The sequence below is a fragment of the Methylobacterium symbioticum genome (assembly GCF_902141845.1).
GTDB classification, from domain to species: domain Bacteria; phylum Pseudomonadota; class Alphaproteobacteria; order Rhizobiales; family Beijerinckiaceae; genus Methylobacterium; species Methylobacterium symbioticum.
This window is the reverse complement of the sequence record NZ_CABFPH010000020.1, coordinates 1-16,818: the sequence shown is the minus strand read 5'-3', so window position 1 is coordinate 16,818 and position 16,818 is coordinate 1. Positions and strand designations below refer to the sequence as shown.

Below are 16,818 nucleotides of genomic sequence, written 5' to 3'. Positions count from 1 at the left end.
CTTTGGCAGGTCCGGGCGGAGCCCGGGAAGAGGGCCAGGGCTCAGCCCCGGCACCCCGCCAAAGGGGTGACCCCTTGGGATCTCCGCATTGGGGCTTGCGCGCGAAAATCGGGTCGCTTTGTATCAGGAATTCGCTGGAACAGGCCGCTCCAGCGCGTGCCGCCATAGGCGCGTCGCAGAACGAGACCTATTCTCATTCGAATCACAGGATCGTGAGCCCCTTCGGAGTCCGATGCCCCGCCTGCCTCTCCTGTCCGCGCTGCTGACCGTGACGGTGCTCGGCGCTGCCCCGGCCCTGGCCCAGGCGATCCAGCCCAAGCCCGCGGCTCCGCCCGAGACCGCAGCGCCCTCCGTCGGGGCAGACACGCTGAAGCCCGGCAAACCCGCGGTGAAGCCCTATCTGAGCGAGGCCGCCGCGCCGGATACGGTGCAGATCCTGTCGCCGCCGCCCGCCAGCCACTCCCCCCTCGACAACGCGGACCGGGCCGCCTTCACCAATACCCGGGCGCTACGCGGCAGCGCGCGCTGGGAGCTGGCCTCCAGCGATGTGGCCGAGGGCGCGGCGGCGATCCTCGACACCTATGCCTGCGTGCTCGGCACCCGGATCGACCAGACCCGCGTGCCGGCGGTGATCACCCTGTTCGACCGGGCCCGCCTCGACATCGCCCGCGCGACGCGCGGGCCCAAGCTGCATTACCGGCGCCTGCGTCCCTTCGTCGGCAACGAGGCGCCGATCTGCGTGCAGCGGACCCAGCAGCTCGCCGACAGCTTCAGCTACCCGTCCGGCCATGCGACGCAGGGCTGGGCCTACGCGCTGATGATGGCCGCCCTGGTGCCGGAGAAGGCCACCGTGATCCTCGCCCGCGGCCGGGCCTATGGCGAGAGCCGCATCATCTGCGGCGTGCATTGGCTGACCGACGTCGCCGCTGGGCGCACCAACGGCTCGGCGATCTTCGCGGCGCTGATGGGCGATGCCGGGTTCCGGGCCGACATGGACAAGGCCAGGGCCGAGCTTGCCAAGGTGCTCGACGGCAAGGGGCCGCCCCCCGAGGCGGCCCTCTGCACTCGCGAGAGCAACGCCCTGAAGGAGCCGGCGCTGCAATTTTGAACCCTTCTAAGTGTATGATTCATAACACATTTTCGGGTTGATCACGCCGGCATGACCGGTCATCCCTTGGGCTCCGCGCGAGCCCGGGAACCCCATGTCGATCACCGTCCGCCTCACCGCCTTCGCCTCGCTCATGGCCACAGGGCCGGCTCTCGCCCAGCAGGCGAACGTCCAGCTCGACCAGATCTCGGTGGAGGCGACGCGCCCGGCCGCGCCTGCCGCCGGAGCGAGCGGCGGGGGTGGCGCGATCGGCGGAGACAGCGCGGCGACGAGCGGCGGCGGTGGCGGTCCGAGCGGCGTGGTCGGCTACACGGCCAAGGCCAGTCCGACCGCGACCAAGACCAACACGCCGCTGATCGAGACGCCGCAGTCGGTCACGGTGGTCACGCGCGAGCAGCTCAACGACCGCAACGTGCAGGATCTCAACCAGGCGCTGGCCTACGCGCCCGGCACCTCGACGGACGTGTTCGGCTTCGATCCGCGCTTCGATGCCTTCTACATCCGGGGCTTCTCGGCGACCTATGACGGGGTGTTCCGGGACGGCCTGCGGCAATCCGCTGTCGGCCTCGCGGTGCCCCGCATCGAGCCCTACGGCACGGAGGCGCTGACCATCCTGCGCGGGCCGGCCTCGGGCCTCTACGGCCTCGGCTCGCCGGGCGGCATCGTCGACGTGACCACGAAGCGGCCGGTCTTCGCCCAGTTCGGTGAAATCTGGCTCCAGGCGGGCAACTACGACCGCTACCAGGGCAATTTCGACCTCGGGGGGCCGGTCGAGGGCTCGGACGGCACGATGGCCTACCGGCTCACCGGCATCGTGCGCCAGTCCGACACCTTCCTGCCCGGCGCCACGGACGACCGCGTCAACATCGCGCCCGCCTTCACCTGGAGGCCCTCGGCCGATACCAGCTTCACCCTGCTCACCGAATTCCAGCGCTCGAAGCTGCTCGGTACCTCGGCGTTCTACAACTTCCCCGGCTTCGTGGTGTCGCGCCTGTATCAGGGCGATGGCGCCTTCAACGCCTTCACGCAGCAGCAGTACCGCGTCGGCTACGCCTTCGAGCACAAATTCACCCCGGACCTGATCTTCCGCCAGAACTTCCGCTACTACGGCGTCAACGGCGATTTCCCCTATGTGCAGATCGATGGGGTCACCGGCCTGCGGGCGCAGCGCTCCACCGGCCTGTTCATCGAGGACCTGAATTCGGTCGCCATCGACAACCAGCTCGAGGGCCACGTCGTCACCGGCCCGGTGGCGCACACCCTGCTCGGCGGTCTCGACTACCAGCACTACGACTGGAAGCGGCTCGGCGGCTTCGGCACGGCGCCTGACCTCGACATCGCGACCCTCAATTACGGCCGACAGTTCATCCCGAAGCCGGCCCTGTCGCTGGCGGTCGATCAGTCCCAGGACCAGCTCGGTCTCTACCTGCAGGAGCAGGCGAAATTCGACCGCTTCGTGCTCACGCTCACCGGGCGGCAGGACTGGGTCTCGCAGCGGTCGGCGAGCGGTACGCCGGGCGCGCTCGGCACGCCGACGACGCAGAACGACAGCGCCTTCACCGGCCGCGTCGGCCTGAACTACACCCTGGCGCCCGGCATGGTGCCCTATGCGAGCTACGCCACCACCTTCACGCCCCAGGTCGGCGCCGACGTGAACGGGCGGGCCTTCAAGCCCGCGACCGGCGAGCAGATCGAGGCCGGCGTGAAATACGCGATCCCCGGCACCAACATCACCGCCGCGTTTGCCGGCTTCGACATCCGCCAGACCAGCATCCTGCGCCAGGACCCGAACAACATCGCCAATCAGGTCGCCACCGGCTCGGTGCGCTCGACGGGCTTCGAGGCCGAGCTGATCGCCAATCTCGCGCCCGGCACCAACCTGACGCTGGCCTACACCCATCTCGACTTCCGCTTCACCCGCCAGACCTCGCTGGTGACCGGCCAGCCGATCGACGGCAACGCGCTCTCCGGCATCCCGGGCGACAGCTTCAAGGCCTTCGCGACCTACCTGTTCCCGCCCTCCTCCCCGCTCGCCGGTCTGACCATCGGCGGCGGCGTGCGCTACGCGGGCCCGAGCTTCGCCGACGATGAGAACACGGTCCGCAATCCCACCGTGACCCTGTTCGACGCCCTGATCGCCTACGATTTCGCGGCCCTCGACCCGAAGTACAAAGGCTTCCGCGCCCAGGTGAACGCCTTCAACATCTTCGACCGGGACTACACCAACTGCCAGGCCGGCTTCTGCTATCGCGGCGCACCCGCGACGGTGATCGGCAGCCTGATCTACCGGTGGTAGGGGAGGGGGTTATCCACGGCGGATCACCCTGCCCTTCACCACGCTCCTGCCGCAGAGAAATCGTAACCCCTGTGCCTCATGCTGATGGCGCGGGCATCGCCGCGCGCGTAAAGAGCGGATCGGGATGCGTCTGGGACAGGCACGGATGAGGCAGCGGGCAGGATACGGTCTCCGGGCCGCGGGCAGGCTTGCCGGCGTCGCCGCTCTGGCGCTCGGCCTGTCGGCCTGTTTCCGGCCCCTCTACGGGCCGACCGCCTCGGGCGAATCGATGGCCGCCCTGCTCGCCTCGATCCAGGTCGACGACGTCAACACCGCCCAGGGTCAGGAGCGGCTCGGGCATTACCTGCGCAGCGAGCTGATCTTCGATCTCGACGGCTCCGGCCAGCCCGCGCCGAAGCGCTACCGCCTGAAGCTGCAGGGCAGCGAGGTGGTGCAGACGCCGATCGTCTCGACGCAGACCGGCCGCGCCGAGGCCGGCACCCTCGTCGGCACCATCCGCTACAGCCTGGAGAACCTCGACGGAACCAAGGTGATCACCGAGGGGGTCGCGACCTCGACGGCGACCTATGACCGCTCGGTGCAGCGCTTCGCCAGCCAGCGGGCGGCGCGCGACGCCGAGATCCGCCTCGCCAAGGTTCTGTCCGAGCAGATCAAGACCCGCATCGCCTCGGTCCTCGTGGCGCGGCCGTAGGGCAGGGCGCGTGACGGCGGTCAAGGCGCACGAAGCGGAAGGCCTGATCCGCCGCGGCCCCGACCCCCGCATCCCGGTGATCCTCGTTTATGGGCCCGATACCGGGCTCGTCACGGAACGGGCCAAACGGCTTGCCGAGAGTTTCGTCACGGATCCGGGCGACCCGTTCGCGCTGGCGAAGATCGACGGCGACGCCTTGGCCGGCGATCCCGGACGGCTGGTGGACGAGGCGGGTACGGTCGGCCTGTTCGGGGACAAGCGCGCGATCTGGGTCCGTCCCGGCAGCCGTAACTACGCGCCCGCCGTCGAGGCGGTGCTGAAGGCCGAGGTCTCGGGCACGCGCATCGTGGTGGAGGCGGGCGACCTCGCGAAATCGGCGCCCCTGCGCACCCTGTGCGAGCGCTCGCCCAAGGCGCTCGCCATTCCCTGCTACCCGGATGACGAGCGGGCGCTCGGCGAGCTGATCGACCGGACGCTGCAGGAACACGGCCTGCGCATCGCGCGCGAGGCCCGCGAGATGCTGAGCCAGAGCCTGGGCGGCGATCGGCGCGCCAGCCTCTCGGAGATCGAGAAGCTCGCCCTCTACGCGAAGGATCGCGGCAGTGTCGGCCTCGACGACGTGGAGGCCGTGGTGAGCGACGTGGCGCCGAGCGTGCTCACCACGCTGATCGACGCCGCGTTCGCCGGACGGGCGGGGGAGGTGGAGCGCGACTATCGCCGCTTCCGGCACGAGGGGCTGGACCCCTCGATGATGCTGGGCTCCGCCCTACGCCACGCCCTGCAATTGCTGACCAGCCGGCTGGAGGGGCCGGATAAGAGCCCGAGCCTGCTGGTGGCGAGTTGGCGCGGCCTGCATTTCCGGCGCAAGAGCAGCGTCGAGGCGCAGCTCGCCCGCTGGAGCCCGGCGGCCCTGCGCCAGGCGGTGCAGATCCTTCAGGAGGCGGTGCTGGCCTGCCGCCGCGCCGAGCCGAGCCTCGCCCATGCCCATGCCTCGGCCGCACTCCTGCGCATCGCTGCGGAGGCCGCGCGGCGCGGAGCCTGAGACCGGGGTGTCGAGAGGGATCATCCCTCTCGCGGGTCCGGGCGGAGCCCGGGATCAGCCGTTGTCGAACTCTTCGTCCGAGACGCGGAAGCGTCGGCACAGGTCGTCAAGCTCCTGGGCCGTCTGGTAGCGGATGCGGATCTCGCCCTCGTTCGGGTTCTTCGCCTTGAGGCTGACGCCGACGCCAAGGGCGCGGGCCATCCGGCGCTCCAGGCTGCGCGTCTCCTCGCTCCGCTCGGCGCTGCTCCGAGGGCGGCCGGGGCGGGGGCCCTCGGTCTCCGGAACCTCGGCGGCGGCCAAGGCCTCGACCTCCCGGACCGACAGCCCCTCCTCCACGATGCGGCGCCCGACGGCCTCGGGGTCGCGCACGGCGAGCAGCGCCCGGGCATGGCCGGCCGTGATCTCGCCTGCGATCACCCGGTCCTGCACGGCGGGGGGCAGGTTGAGCAGGCGCAGGGTATTGGCGAGATGGCTGCGGCTCTTGCCCAGGATCTCGGCCAGCTCGCGCTGGGTATAGGCGAACTCGCTCATCAGCCGCTCGTAGCCGGCGGCTTCCTCGATGGCGTTGAGGTCGGTGCGCTGGACGTTCTCGAGGATCGCGAATTCGAGAGAGGCGCGGTCGTCGATCTCGACCACCACCACCGGCACTTCGTCGAGCCCGGCCCGTTGGGCGGCCCGCCAGCGGCGCTCGCCCGCCACGATCTCGAAGGCGCCCGGCACGTCGGGGAGGGGACGTGCCACGATCGGCTGGATCAGGCCGCGGGCCTTGATCGAGGCCGTGAGCTCCTCGAGATCGGTCTCGACGAAGCGGCGGCGCGGGTTGCGCGGGTTGGGGCGCAGGAACTCCACCGCCACCTTGCGCTGCGGCGCGGGCGCCTTGTCGCCCGCGGGCGCGGCATCCCCGAAATCGCCGATCAGGGCTGCGAGCCCGCGCCCCAGCCGAGGCCGTGGTGCCTCATCCGCCATACCGTCCACCTTGCTACGCAACACGTCTCGAACCCTGTTTCCCACCCGGATGACCGATCAGGCCGCTTCCGGGACACGCCCCTCGCGGCGGATCACCTCGGAGGCGAGCCTGAGATAGGCCTGACTGCCGGCGCATTTCAGATCGTAGAGCAGCGCCGGCTTACCGTGCGAGGGCGCCTCGGAGATCCGTACGTTGCGCGGGATCATGGTCTCGTAGACCTTCTCGCCCATGAAGCTGCGCACATCCGCCACGACCTGATTCGACAGGTTGTTGCGCGGATCGAACATCGTCAGCACGATGCCCTGGATCGTCAGGCGCGGATTGAGGGCACTGCGCACCTGCTCGACCGTGCGCAGGAGCTGGCTCAAGCCTTCGAGGGCGAAGAACTCGCATTGCAGCGGCACCAGCACCGCATCGGAGGCGGCCAGCGCGTTGATGGTGAGGAGGTTGAGCGAGGGCGGGCAGTCGATCAGGACGTAGGTGATCCCCGCGGTCTCGGGCGCGGTGGTGACATCCTTGAGAACGTTGCGCAGGCGGTGGGCCCGGTCGGGGCTCGACGCCATCTCCAGTTCGAGGCCGAGCAGATCCATGGTCGAGGGGGCGATCGAGAGGCGCGGCACCGCCGTGGGGATCACGGCCTGGGCGAGGCGCGCCTCGCCGGCCATCACCTCGTAGGTCGAGACGTGGCGCTGGCGCCGGTCGATGCCGAGGCCCGTCGAGGCGTTGCCCTGGGGGTCGAGGTCGATCACCAGCACTTGCTCGCCGATGGCGGCGAGCGCGGTGCCGAGATTGATCGCGGTGGTCGTCTTGCCGACGCCACCCTTCTGATTGGCCAACGCGAGGATCCGCAACGGCCGCTTGGTCACGGCTGACGGCGCCGGTTCGACCGGCGGGGGAGGGGCGTCGCTTGTCATGAATTTTCGGGCGCGAGGGCGGTGACGCGGACGATCCGGGCCGCCGACTCGGTTCGGCTCGGAACGAGGTCGTACGAGACTGTCCAACGGGTGGCGGCCTGGGTCAATTCCGCATCGACGTCGCGACCCTTCGGAAACAGTCCAGTGGTGCCGGTTTTCAACAGCGGCTCCGTCCAGGCGAGGAGCTGATCGAGGGGCGCCAGTGCGCGCGCGCAGACGATCTCGACCCCTTGGAAGCGGTCGATCACCGTCTCGATGCGGGCGTTATGGATGCGAGCCTTCGCCCCCGTCAGGCGCGCAGCCTCCGACAGGAAGGCGCACTTACGCGCGTTGCTCTCGACGAGATCCACGCTCATGTCCGGGCCGCCGGCGATCGCCAGGATCAATCCCGGGATGCCCGCGCCGGAGCCAAGATCCAGCCAATGCGTCGCATCGGGCGCGAGCGTGAGGAGTTGGAGAGCATCGGCGACGTGCCGCGTCCAGACCTCGGCGAGGGTCGCCGGTCCGACGAGGTTCTTGACCGATTGCCAGCGCCGCAACTGCTCGACATAGAGGTCGAGCCGCTCCGCGGTTTCACGTGAAACACCGGCTTCCGCGAGCACCCGGTCGCGGTCGTGATCGCGGGCCATCAGGCGCTCACTGCGACGCGGCTATCGCGCCGGGCATGGGCCGCGAGCAACGTCAGCGCCGCGGGCGTCACGCCCTCGATGCGGGCCGCCTGCCCGAGCGTGCCCGGCCGCACCGCCTCCAGCTTCAGCCGCATCTCGTTCGAGAGGCCGCTGATCCGGCCATAGTCGAGATGGGCCGGCAGACGCACCGCCTCGTCCCGCCGGAAGGAGGCGATGTCGGCCTGCTGGCGGTCGAGATAGACGGCGTAGGTGGCATCCGTGCGCAGGCGCTCGGCGACACGCGGCGACACCTCGGCCAAGTCCGGCCAGACGGCGGAGAGGCGCGCCCAGTCGAGTTCCGGATAGGACAGGAGCTGAAAAGCGCTGCGACGGATGCCGTCCTGGTTCAGCTCGATTCCGTAGGCGCGCGCCTGAGTCGGGGTCAGGCTCAACTCATCGAGCCGTGCGCGCGCAGCGGCAAGCTCGGCCTGAGAGGCTGCGAAATGCGTGGCCCGACGCGCGCCGACACAGCCGAGGGCAAGGCCGCGCCGGGTCAACCGCTCATCGGCATTGTCGACGCGCAGGCTGAGCCGGTACTCCGAGCGCGAGGTGAACATGCGATAGGGCTCGCTCACCCCGTGGGTGACGAGATCGTCGATCATCACGCCGAGATAGGATTCGGCCCGGTCGAAGCGCGCCGTCTCCTGGCCGCCCGCGGAGCGCGCCGCATTGAGACCGGCGACGAGGCCTTGCGCCGCCGCCTCCTCGTAGCCTGTCGTCCCGTTGATCTGGCCGGCGAGGAACAGGCCGGGCAGGCGCTTGGCCTGCAACGCCGTGTCGAGTTCACGCGGATCGACGTAGTCGTACTCGATCGCGTAGCCGGGTCGCAGGATGCGTGTCCGCGCCAAGCCGGGAATCAGCGCGACGAGGTCGTGCTGCACGGCCTCGGGAAGGGCGGTGGAGATCCCGTTCGGGTAGACGGTCGGGTCGTCGAGCCCTTCCGGCTCCAGGAAGATCTGGTGCCCCTCGCGGTCGCCGAAGCGCACCACCTTGTCCTCGATGGAGGGGCAGTAGCGGGGCCCGCGGCTGCTGATGCCGCCGGAATACATCGGCGAGTGGTGCAGGTTCGCCCGGATCAGATCATGCACGCCCTGGGTCGTGCGAGTGATGCCGCAGCGGATCTGCGGCGTGGTGATCCGCTCGGTCAGCGTCGAGAAGGGGACCGGGTCGGCATCGGCCTCCTGCATCTCGAGGGCGGCCCAGTCGATGGTGCTGCCGTCGAGGCGCGGCGGCGTGCCGGTCTTCAGCCGGCCGAGGCGGAAGCCGAGCCGGTCCAGGGTGTGGGCGAGTCCGATCGCGGGCGCCTCGCCGACCCGGCCGGCCGGGACCTGGACAGGGCCGATATGGATGAGCCCACGCAGGAAGGTGCCGGTGGTCAGCACGGCGGCACCGCAGCGAAGCTCCCGCCCATCGCCGAGCCGGACACCGGCGACGCGGCCATCCACCACGCGGAGGTCCTCGCAGGATGCCTCGATCACCTGGAGGCCGGCGGTCTCGGCCACCGCCGCCTGCATGGCGGCGGCGTAGAGCTTGCGGTCGGCCTGTGTGCGGGGACCACGCACCGCCGGGCCCTTGCGCCGATTGAGCAGGCGGAACTGGATGCCGGCGGCATCGGCCACCCGGCCCATCAGGCCGTCGAGGGCATCGACCTCGCGCACGAGATGACCCTTGCCCAGGCCACCGATGGCGGGATTGCACGACATGGCGCCGATGGTGGCGGCGGCATGGGTCACCAGAGCGGTGCGCGCGCCGAAGCGGGCCGCGGCCGCAGCGGCCTCGACGCCGGCATGGCCACCGCCGATGACGATCACATCGAAGGCGTGGGACGGGGTCGTGGGCATGCGCGTGATTACGCGCCCGCGTGTCGCGCCGTCAACGCGGGCATCCGGACATGTGCCTGCGGACGCCCTGCGCAACGCGGTGATGCCCGCGGGGCGGCGCGCTGATGGGCGCCCACTGCCGAGCCTGCGGCATTAATTTTGCTTAACCGGCTCTCGATATCGCGGCACCGCATCACGCCGGCCAGCCGCAGCGTGTCAGCGTCCTGGGACTATTGCAGGAGAGCGGCTCATGCATCTGATGGCACTCGGTCTGGGAGTCCTGTGCGTGGCGGGCGGTGCGCTTGCCCACTTCACAGGCAGGACTGCGCGGGAGGAAGGCGCCCTCGGCCTCGCGGCCTTCGCCTTCCTGCTGACCGGCATGTTCCTCACCCGCGGCTGAAGGTGCCCTGTTTCACGTGAAACAGGACCTCATTTCCCGATGCAGAAGCTGCTGAACAGGCGGTCGAGAACGTCCTCGACGCCGACGCGACCGCTGATCTCCCCGAGCGCCCGCACAGCCAGCCGCAGATCCTCGCTGATCATTTCGGGCAGGGCGCCATCCGCCGCGGCGAGAACGCGGTCGAGATGCCCAAGGCAGCGCACCAGCGCCGCTCGGTGACGCTCCCGCGTGACCACGGCGTCACCGCTGCCGAGCGCCGATTCTGCCCGGTCCTGGATGAGGCGGAGGAGGGCGTCGAGACCGCGACCGGTCCGCGCGGATATCCCCACATCCTCCGAACCGGCTGACGCGGTGTCGGAGAGATCGACCTTGGTGCGGATGCGCAGGACCGGCACGTCCGGAAAGCCCGATGCCTCCGCCTCTCCCGTATCGGCCAGCAGCAGGACGAGGTCGGCCTGGGCGATGCGCTGCCGCGTGCGGGCGATGCCCTCCGCCTCGACCACATCCGCCGTCTCGCGCAGGCCCGCCGTATCCACCAGAAGGACCGGCAAGCCGCCAAGATCGAGCCGCACCTCGATCGCATCGCGGGTCGTTCCCGGCCGGTCCGAGACGATGGCCGCATCCCTGCGGCTGAGCGCGTTCAGCAGGGTCGATTTGCCGACATTCGGTGCGCCCGCCAGCACCACGGTGAAGCCGTCCCGGAGCCGCTCCCCGCGCCGCCCATCGGCCAGAGCCGCCGCGATCTCCGTCCGCAGCCCGGCGACACGGCCGAGCAAGGCAGCATCGAGGGCCGCATCGTCGACATCGCCCTCGTCGGCGAAGTCGAGGGCCGCCTCTGCGGCCGCGAGGCAGGTGAGGCCGGCCTCGCGCCATGCCTCCACCTGTCGGCCGAGGGCTCCATCGAGCTGGCGCAGAGCCTGACGCCGCTGCGCCTCGGTCTCGGCCTCGATCAGGTCGGCGATCCCCTCCGCCTCCGTCAGGTCCAGGCGGCCGTTGAGCACCGCCCGGCGGGTGAAGGCCCCGGCCTCGGCGGCCCGGCAGCCCGGCAGGCTCGAGAGGACGCGGAGCACGCCCGACCGCACGGCGGCGCCGCCATGGAGATGCAGCTCCGCCATGTCCTCGCCGCTGAAGGTCTTCGGCCCCGGCATCCAGCAGATCAGCGCCTTGTCGAGCACGCTGCCATCGACCGGATCGCGCAGGCTGCGCAGCGACAGCCGCCGCGGCGGGGGGAGGGGACCGGCCAGCGCCAGGAGCGCCGCGGCGCAGGCCGGGCCGCTGAGCCGCACCACGGCGACGGCCGCCCGTCCGAAGCCGCTCGCCGGCGCGAAGATCGTGCTGTGGTCGTTCATCCTGCCATCCACAAATCCGGGACGCGTCGAGCCCGGCCCGCGCGGCATCCGGACGGGTCAGGGTCCTGCACCATCCGCGTCCGGCGGGCTCGGCGAGCGCTCTATCACGGCCCGCTGGCGCCTTGCGAAACGCGAGCCCTGTACAGCGCGGCGCGCGGTGACATGATGGCCTGGCTGGGACGACGCGGGCCTTCGGCCGAAACCGAAGCCCGGCCGCGCAGGAGGATCCCGACCCGATGTCCGACCCGACGCGCCGTCATCTCTGCCGGGGCCTCGGCGCGGGGCTCGTGGCCGCCGCTTGGCCCGCCAGCGCCCCTGCCGCGGAGGATCCGCAGGCGCGGCTCGTGGCGCTGGCCCACGGCTTCGGCGGACGCCTCGGCGTCGCAATCCGCGATACCGGCAGCGGGCGCAGCCTCGCCCTGGCCGCCGACGAGCGCTTTCCCCTGTGCAGCACCTTCAAGGTCCTGGCCGCCGCGGCCCTGCTGGCACGGGTCGAGCAGGGCACGGAGACGCTGGCGCGGGCGATGCCCTATACGGCGGCCGACCTCGACAGCTACGCCCCGGTGGCGCGCCGCCGCCTCGAAGCCGGGGAGGGGCCGATGCCGCTGGGCGAGGCCTGCGCCGCCGCGCTGGTCTGGAGCGACAACACGGCGGCGAACCTCGTGCTCCAGGCCCTTGGCGGCCCCGAGGCCCTGACCGCCTGGCTGCGCCGGATCGGTGATCCGGTCACACGCCTCGACCGTTGGGAGCCGGAGCTCAACACGGCGATCCCCGGTGATCTGCGCGACACCACCACGCCGGCCGCGATGCTCGCGACCCTGGAGCGCATCCTGCTCGGACCGGCCCTGGCGCCGGAGAGCCGCGCCCGTCTCGCCGGCTGGATGATGGAGGCCCGCACCGGCCTGAAGCGGCTGCGCGCCGGGATTCCGCCCACTTGGTCGGTCGGCGACAAGACCGGGTCCGGCGCCAACGGCACGGCGAATGTGGTGGCGATCGTCCGGCCCCCGGGACGTGCGCCGCTGCTCGCCGCGGTCTACATCACGCGGAGCGACGCGCCGGACGCGGTGCGCGACGCGATCCATGCCGAGATCGGCCGGCTGGTGGTCGCCCTCGCCGCCGCCTGACGCCGCAACGCCGGTCCCGACCCTGCACGCCGAACCCGCGAGACGAGACATCGATGGCCAAGGCCACGCCCGCCACCCGCGCCCTCGACAAGGCGGGGATCCCCTACAGCCTCCACGCCTATGCCTACGATCCCGACGCGCAGCGCATCGGCCTGCAGGCGGCCGAGGCCCTCGGCGTCAGCCCGGACCGGGTGCTCAAGACCCTGATGGCCGCGGTCGACGGCAAGCCGGTCTGCCTCCTCGTCGCGTCGGACCGCGAGGTCAGCATGAAGCGCGTCGCGGCGGCGTTCGGGGGCAAGTCCGCGGCGATGCTGAAGCCGCCCGAGGCCGAGCGGCTCACCGGCTACCATGTCGGCGGCATCAGCCCCCTCGGTCAGAAGCGCGCGGTGCCGACGCTGATCGATGCCGGCTCCCTCGATACGGCGGAGGAGATCCACGTGAACGGCGGCGGGCGCGGCCTGCAGATCCGGTTGCGGCCGGCCGACCTCGTCACCGCCCTCCAGGCCCGCACGGCCCCGCTGACCTGAGCCGGCGCTAACCTCTGATTTACCAAGCCGGGACAAGGGTTGCCTGCCGGCGGGAGAGGGGCATGAACGCAGCGGTGGGACGGCGCCTGTGCATGGCCGCGATGGCGGCGCTGATCGTGTCCGCGCCCGCAGGGGCCGCCGACCTGCTCGGCGACGGGTTCGGCGCGCCGCGCTACGCCGTGCCTGCCAGCCCGCCGCGCTATTTCCCGCGCAGCGACGACAGCGAGCGGATCGTGCGCCGGGCTCCGCCGCCGCCCGCCCCGATCGGCTGCGTGCCGCGGCGCGTGCCGATCCCCACCAACGCCCCCGACGATCCGAGCTATGTCGGCTCGGCCTACGGTCTGTCGCGCCCGAGCTATTACGGCCTGACGCCGCCGCCCGGCATCGACGACCCGTTCGGCCGCGCGCTGCTGCCCTACTGCCCGTAACGGGCGGGCTGGCGCACCGCGCGGGGGCGGATTAGACCGGCGCGCCGTCCCCGCCCGGAGCCCGAGCCTTGAGCAGCGCGCAGCCATCCTCCTCTTCGCAGCGCATCAGCGACCTCGCCGAGATGCGGGCCCGGGTCGCGGCCTGGCGCGAAGCGGGCGAGCGCGTCGCCCTGGTGCCGACCATGGGCGCCCTGCACGAGGGCCATCTCGCCCTGGTCGCCGAGGCGCGCCGGATCGGTCGGGCGGTGGTCAGCATCTTCGTCAATCCGACCCAGTTCGGCCCGAACGAGGATTTCGCCCGCTACCCCCGCGACGTGGAGAGCGATCTCCGCCGCCTCCGCGAGGCCGGTGCGGATGCGGCCTGGACGCCGGAGGTCGCGACCATGTACCCGCCGGGCTTCGCGACCCGCATCGAGGTCTCGGGCCTGACCGAAGGCCTGTGCGGCGCCTTCCGGCCGGGCCATTTCTCCGGCGTCGCCACGGTGGTGACGAAGCTCCTCGGCCAAGTCCGCCCGGACGTCGCCCTGTTCGGCGAGAAGGATTACCAGCAGCTCCAGGTGGTGCGCCGCGCGGTCGCGGATCTCGACCTCGCCGTCGAGATCCGCGGCGTGCCGACCCTGCGCGAGGCGGACGGCCTCGCGCGCTCCTCCCGCAACCGCTACCTCGAGCCGGACGAGCGGGCACTCGCGCCGAACCTCTACGCCGTGCTGAACGCGGTCGCCGCCGCCTGCCGCACCGGGGCGGCCACTGCGCCGGCCATCGCCGAGGGGATTGCCACCCTGCAGGAGGCGGGCTTCCAGGTGCAGTACCTTGCCGTCTGCGACGCCGTGACCCTCGCGCCGCTGGAGCGGGTGGCGGGCCCGGCCCGGGTGCTCGCCGCCGCCTATCTCGGCCGGACGCGCCTCATCGACAACGTCGCGGTCTGAGAGCCTGTCCGAGCGGATCGGCAGGTCCCCAGTCAAGCCGATCCCCTTCGCGACCTCATCCTGAGACCCTGTTGGAGACCTCCTTCGAGGCTCGGCTGTCGCCTCGCACCTCAGGATGAGGCGGTTTGATGGGGCAAGCCGGATCTTCGCGTGATGCAGGCGGGACCGCCTCCCCCGTCCCTGCCCTTGTCCCCCCGCCGCGGCGGTGCTACCGGCGAAAAAACCCCGTTCCCGCAAGCACCTGCCGAAAAGACGCACCCGATGCCGAGCCCGACCGTCCGCCTCCACCGGGGCGACCTGCCCGACGGCTACCAGCCCGGCGCGGCCATCGCCATCGACACCGAGACGCTGGGCCTCAACCCGCACCGGGACCGGCTCTGCGTGGTGCAGATCTCCACCGGCGACGGCACGGCCGACGTGGTCCAGATCCCGCGCGAGGGGTCGGAGGCGGTGAATCTGAAGCGCGTCCTCGCCGACCCGACGGTCCTGAAGATCTTCCACTTCGCCCGGTTCGACCTCGCGGTGCTGTTCCAGCGGTTCGGCGTGATGCCGGCGCCGGTCTACTGCACCAAGATCGCCTCGAAGCTCGCCCGCACCTACACGGACCGGCACGGGCTGAAGGACGTGGTCCGCGAACTCGTCGGCGTCGATCTGTCGAAGCAGCAGCAATCCTCCGACTGGGGCGCGGAGACCCTGAGCCAGGCTCAGCTCGACTATGCGGCCTCCGACGTGCTGCACCTGCACGCCGCCCGGGAGCGCCTCGATGCCATGCTCGCCCGCGAGGGCCGCAGCGATCTGGCCCGCGCCTGTTTCGACTTCCTGCCGGCCCGCGCCCGGCTCGACCTTGAGGGCTGGCCGGAGACGGACATCTTCGCCCATACCTGAGCGGCTCGGCACTCTGCCTCGGGTGTGTGCGCCCGCGCACCGCCCGCGCCGACCGGGGCGTGCGGAAGCCGGCTCTGCTTCGTGCTATGGTTGAACCTTCGGAAACACTTAAGCCATAACTTCGCCATCGGCCGAGCGCATGCGGCCCGTTCCGGTCGCGGCCTCGGGCCCGCGGCCCCGGGCCGGCCGCGTGCCGATCCGGACCGTATCCTCTCTCGCGGGCGCCCGCCGGGCACGCCGCCGGGACATGTCATGCAGGCGCTCGACGCGATCGGCACGAACGGGCTCAGCGCCGGCAGCGCGCGGCGCACGCGCGCCCATGCCCGCGCCCACCGCCACAGCGCGCGCGTCCGGCTGTTCCGGCGCGTCATCCCGCTGGCCGCGGGCGGCGCCGTGATCGCGGTGGCGGCCCTCGTGCTGAACCCCTTCGCGGCCTCGCTGCCCGATGTCAGCGTCGGTCCCGTCACCCTGTCCGGCACCAAGGTGCGCATGGACAATCCGCGGCTCTCCGGCTTCCGCAAGGGCGATCGCGGCTACGAGGTCACCGCGGCCGCCGCCCTGCAGGACATGCGCAAGCCGAGCCTGATCGAGCTCGAGACCATGCGCGGCCACATCGCCACCGACGACAAGGGCGGCCTCGCCCGGCTGGAGGCGGCCTCGGGCCTGTTCGATACCGGCCGCGAGACGCTCGACCTCAGCCGCGACATCCGGATCTGGACCGACAAGGGCGAGGAAGCCCGGCTCACCTCGGCTGCGGTGAACTTCAAGGCCGGCAGCGTCTCCTCGAAGGAGACCGTGACGGTCACGGTTCCGAGCGGCTCGGTGGTGGCCGACAGCCTCGACGTGGTCGAGAACGGCCGCGTGATCTCCTTCATCGGCAACGTGCACACCGTGTTCCATCAGGACGCCGACACGGCCGCTCGACCGGACCGGAAGCCCGACGCGGCCGGCCCCACCGTCGACAGCGGCGCCCTGCGCCTGCTCTCCGCGGCGGAGCCGGGGGAGGGGCGGCCGTGAGGCGCCCCGGCTCCGCCCTGCTCGGCCTCCTGCTGCTGGCCGCGCCCGCGCTCGCGGCGCCGGCGGCGCAGAAGGAGGGCAGCCCCTTCGGCGCGATCGGCGGGGGCAAGGAGCCGATCAAGATCGACGCCGACCGGCTCGACGTGTTCGACCGCGAGAACAAGGCGGTGTTCGCCGGCAACGTGGTCGCCGTCCAGGGCGACAGCACCATCCGCTGCTCGACCATGACCGTGCATTACAAGCGCGGCAAGGAGAAGGACGGCGCGGCCGACAAGCCGGCCGAGGCGAAGCCCGAGAACGGCATCCAGAAGGTGGAATGCGCCGGTCCCGTCACCGTGGTCCAGAAGGATCAGGTGGCGACCGGCGACAGCGCCGTGTTCGACCAGGCGGCCAAGCGCATCGTGCTCACCGGCAACGTCGTGCTGAGCCAGTGCCAGAACGTCACCCGCGGGCAGCGCCTCGTCTACGACATGAATACCGGCCGCGCGAACATGGACCCGGTGGCGGGCGGCCGCGTCTCGGCCATGTTCGTCCCCGGCGAGAAGACCGAGGCCAAGGGCGCCAAGGCCACGGGCTGCGCGCCGCCCGCGGCCGCCGCGCGCGGCGCGCCGAAGCCGGGCGACAAGGCCGCCGACAAGCCGGCGGACGCCGAGGCC

General features: G+C 71.4%; 17 protein-coding genes. 12 read left to right on the top strand and 5 right to left on the bottom strand.

Annotated features, from left to right (window positions below):
* The first annotated feature begins 232 nt into the window (after positions 1–232).
* From MET9862_RS09360 to holA, 4 genes are all read left to right on the top strand, one after another.
* The gene (locus tag MET9862_RS09360) at positions 233–1,108 is read left to right on the top strand and encodes an acid phosphatase (protein WP_142582736.1); all 876 of its coding nucleotides are present in this window, start codon (positions 233–235) and stop codon (positions 1,106–1,108) included.
* A 94-nt stretch (positions 1,109–1,202) separates the two neighbouring features.
* Complete coding sequence (locus MET9862_RS09355) at positions 1,203–3,404, top strand: TonB-dependent siderophore receptor (protein ID WP_142582735.1); 2,202 nt, start codon at positions 1,203–1,205, stop codon at positions 3,402–3,404.
* A 145-nt stretch (positions 3,405–3,549) separates the two neighbouring features.
* The gene (gene lptE, locus MET9862_RS09350) at positions 3,550–4,095 is read left to right on the top strand and encodes an LPS assembly lipoprotein LptE (protein WP_142582734.1); all 546 of its coding nucleotides are present in this window, start codon (positions 3,550–3,552) and stop codon (positions 4,093–4,095) included.
* 10 nt (positions 4,096–4,105) lie between these two features.
* A complete protein-coding gene (holA, locus tag MET9862_RS09345; RefSeq protein WP_142582733.1) occupies positions 4,106–5,137 on the top strand; it encodes a DNA polymerase III subunit delta in 1,032 nt (343 codons plus the stop codon).
* A 54-nt stretch (positions 5,138–5,191) separates the two neighbouring features.
* On the opposite strand, the gene MET9862_RS09340 is transcribed toward holA, so the two are convergent.
* Genes MET9862_RS09340 through mnmG form a run of 4 tightly spaced genes read right to left on the bottom strand, consistent with a single transcriptional unit; the run spans position 5,192 to position 9,527 of the window.
* Positions 5,192–6,103 (bottom strand): ParB/RepB/Spo0J family partition protein, encoded by a 912-nt coding sequence (locus tag MET9862_RS09340; protein WP_142582792.1) that lies wholly within the window; start codon positions 6,101–6,103, stop codon positions 5,192–5,194.
* A gap of 57 nt (positions 6,104–6,160) precedes the next feature.
* Positions 6,161–7,018, bottom strand: a complete 858-nt coding sequence (locus MET9862_RS09335; RefSeq protein ID WP_142582732.1) for a ParA family protein — start codon at positions 7,016–7,018, stop codon at positions 6,161–6,163.
* Positions 7,015–7,647, bottom strand: coding sequence for a 16S rRNA (guanine(527)-N(7))-methyltransferase RsmG (gene rsmG, locus MET9862_RS09330; protein WP_142582731.1), 633 nt, complete (start codon positions 7,645–7,647; stop codon positions 7,015–7,017). Before rsmG ends, MET9862_RS09335 begins: the two co-directional genes overlap by 4 nt.
* Entirely contained in the window at positions 7,647–9,527 is a 1,881-nt protein-coding gene (gene mnmG, locus MET9862_RS09325) for a tRNA uridine-5-carboxymethylaminomethyl(34) synthesis enzyme MnmG (RefSeq protein WP_142582730.1), read from the bottom strand. The genes rsmG and mnmG overlap by 1 nt, the downstream gene beginning before the upstream one ends.
* A gap of 229 nt (positions 9,528–9,756) precedes the next feature.
* On the opposite strand from mnmG, the gene MET9862_RS29280 reads away from it, so the two are divergent.
* Positions 9,757–9,906 carry a hypothetical protein gene (locus MET9862_RS29280; RefSeq protein ID WP_185156811.1) on the top strand — a complete coding sequence of 50 codons (150 nt, stop codon included), beginning with the start codon at positions 9,757–9,759 and terminating at the stop codon, positions 9,904–9,906.
* Positions 9,907–9,935: 29 nt separating this feature from the next.
* On the opposite strand, the gene mnmE is transcribed toward MET9862_RS29280, so the two are convergent.
* The gene (gene mnmE / locus MET9862_RS09320; RefSeq protein ID WP_142582729.1) at positions 9,936–11,255 is read right to left on the bottom strand and encodes a tRNA uridine-5-carboxymethylaminomethyl(34) synthesis GTPase MnmE; all 1,320 of its coding nucleotides are present in this window, start codon (positions 11,253–11,255) and stop codon (positions 9,936–9,938) included.
* A 236-nt stretch (positions 11,256–11,491) separates the two neighbouring features.
* Between mnmE and bla the strand changes: the two genes are divergently transcribed.
* The 7 genes from bla to MET9862_RS09285 all read left to right on the top strand — a co-directional run.
* On the top strand, positions 11,492–12,379 hold the full coding sequence (gene bla, locus MET9862_RS09315) for a class A beta-lactamase (protein ID WP_142582728.1): 888 nt from the start codon (positions 11,492–11,494) through the stop codon (positions 12,377–12,379).
* Between the two features lie 53 nt (positions 12,380–12,432).
* Positions 12,433–12,906, top strand: a complete 474-nt coding sequence (ybaK, locus tag MET9862_RS09310) for a Cys-tRNA(Pro) deacylase (RefSeq protein WP_142582727.1) — start codon at positions 12,433–12,435, stop codon at positions 12,904–12,906.
* Positions 12,907–12,968: 62 nt separating this feature from the next.
* Complete coding sequence (locus MET9862_RS09305; RefSeq protein ID WP_142582726.1) at positions 12,969–13,334, top strand: hypothetical protein; 366 nt, start codon at positions 12,969–12,971, stop codon at positions 13,332–13,334.
* Between the two features lie 122 nt (positions 13,335–13,456).
* Positions 13,457–14,260 (top strand): pantoate--beta-alanine ligase, encoded by an 804-nt coding sequence (gene panC / locus MET9862_RS09300; protein ID WP_142582791.1) that lies wholly within the window; start codon positions 13,457–13,459, stop codon positions 14,258–14,260.
* A 261-nt stretch (positions 14,261–14,521) separates the two neighbouring features.
* A complete protein-coding gene (locus MET9862_RS09295; protein WP_142582725.1) occupies positions 14,522–15,145 on the top strand; it encodes a ribonuclease D in 624 nt (207 codons plus the stop codon).
* Between the two features lie 252 nt (positions 15,146–15,397).
* Positions 15,398–16,162 carry an LPS export ABC transporter periplasmic protein LptC gene (locus MET9862_RS09290; RefSeq protein ID WP_244612638.1) on the top strand — a complete coding sequence of 255 codons (765 nt, stop codon included), beginning with the start codon at positions 15,398–15,400 and terminating at the stop codon, positions 16,160–16,162.
* Positions 16,159–16,818, top strand: a 660-nt coding sequence (locus tag MET9862_RS09285) for an LptA/OstA family protein (RefSeq protein ID WP_142582724.1), incomplete at its 3' end; no start/stop codon positions are given. The genes MET9862_RS09290 and MET9862_RS09285, both read left to right, overlap by 4 nt.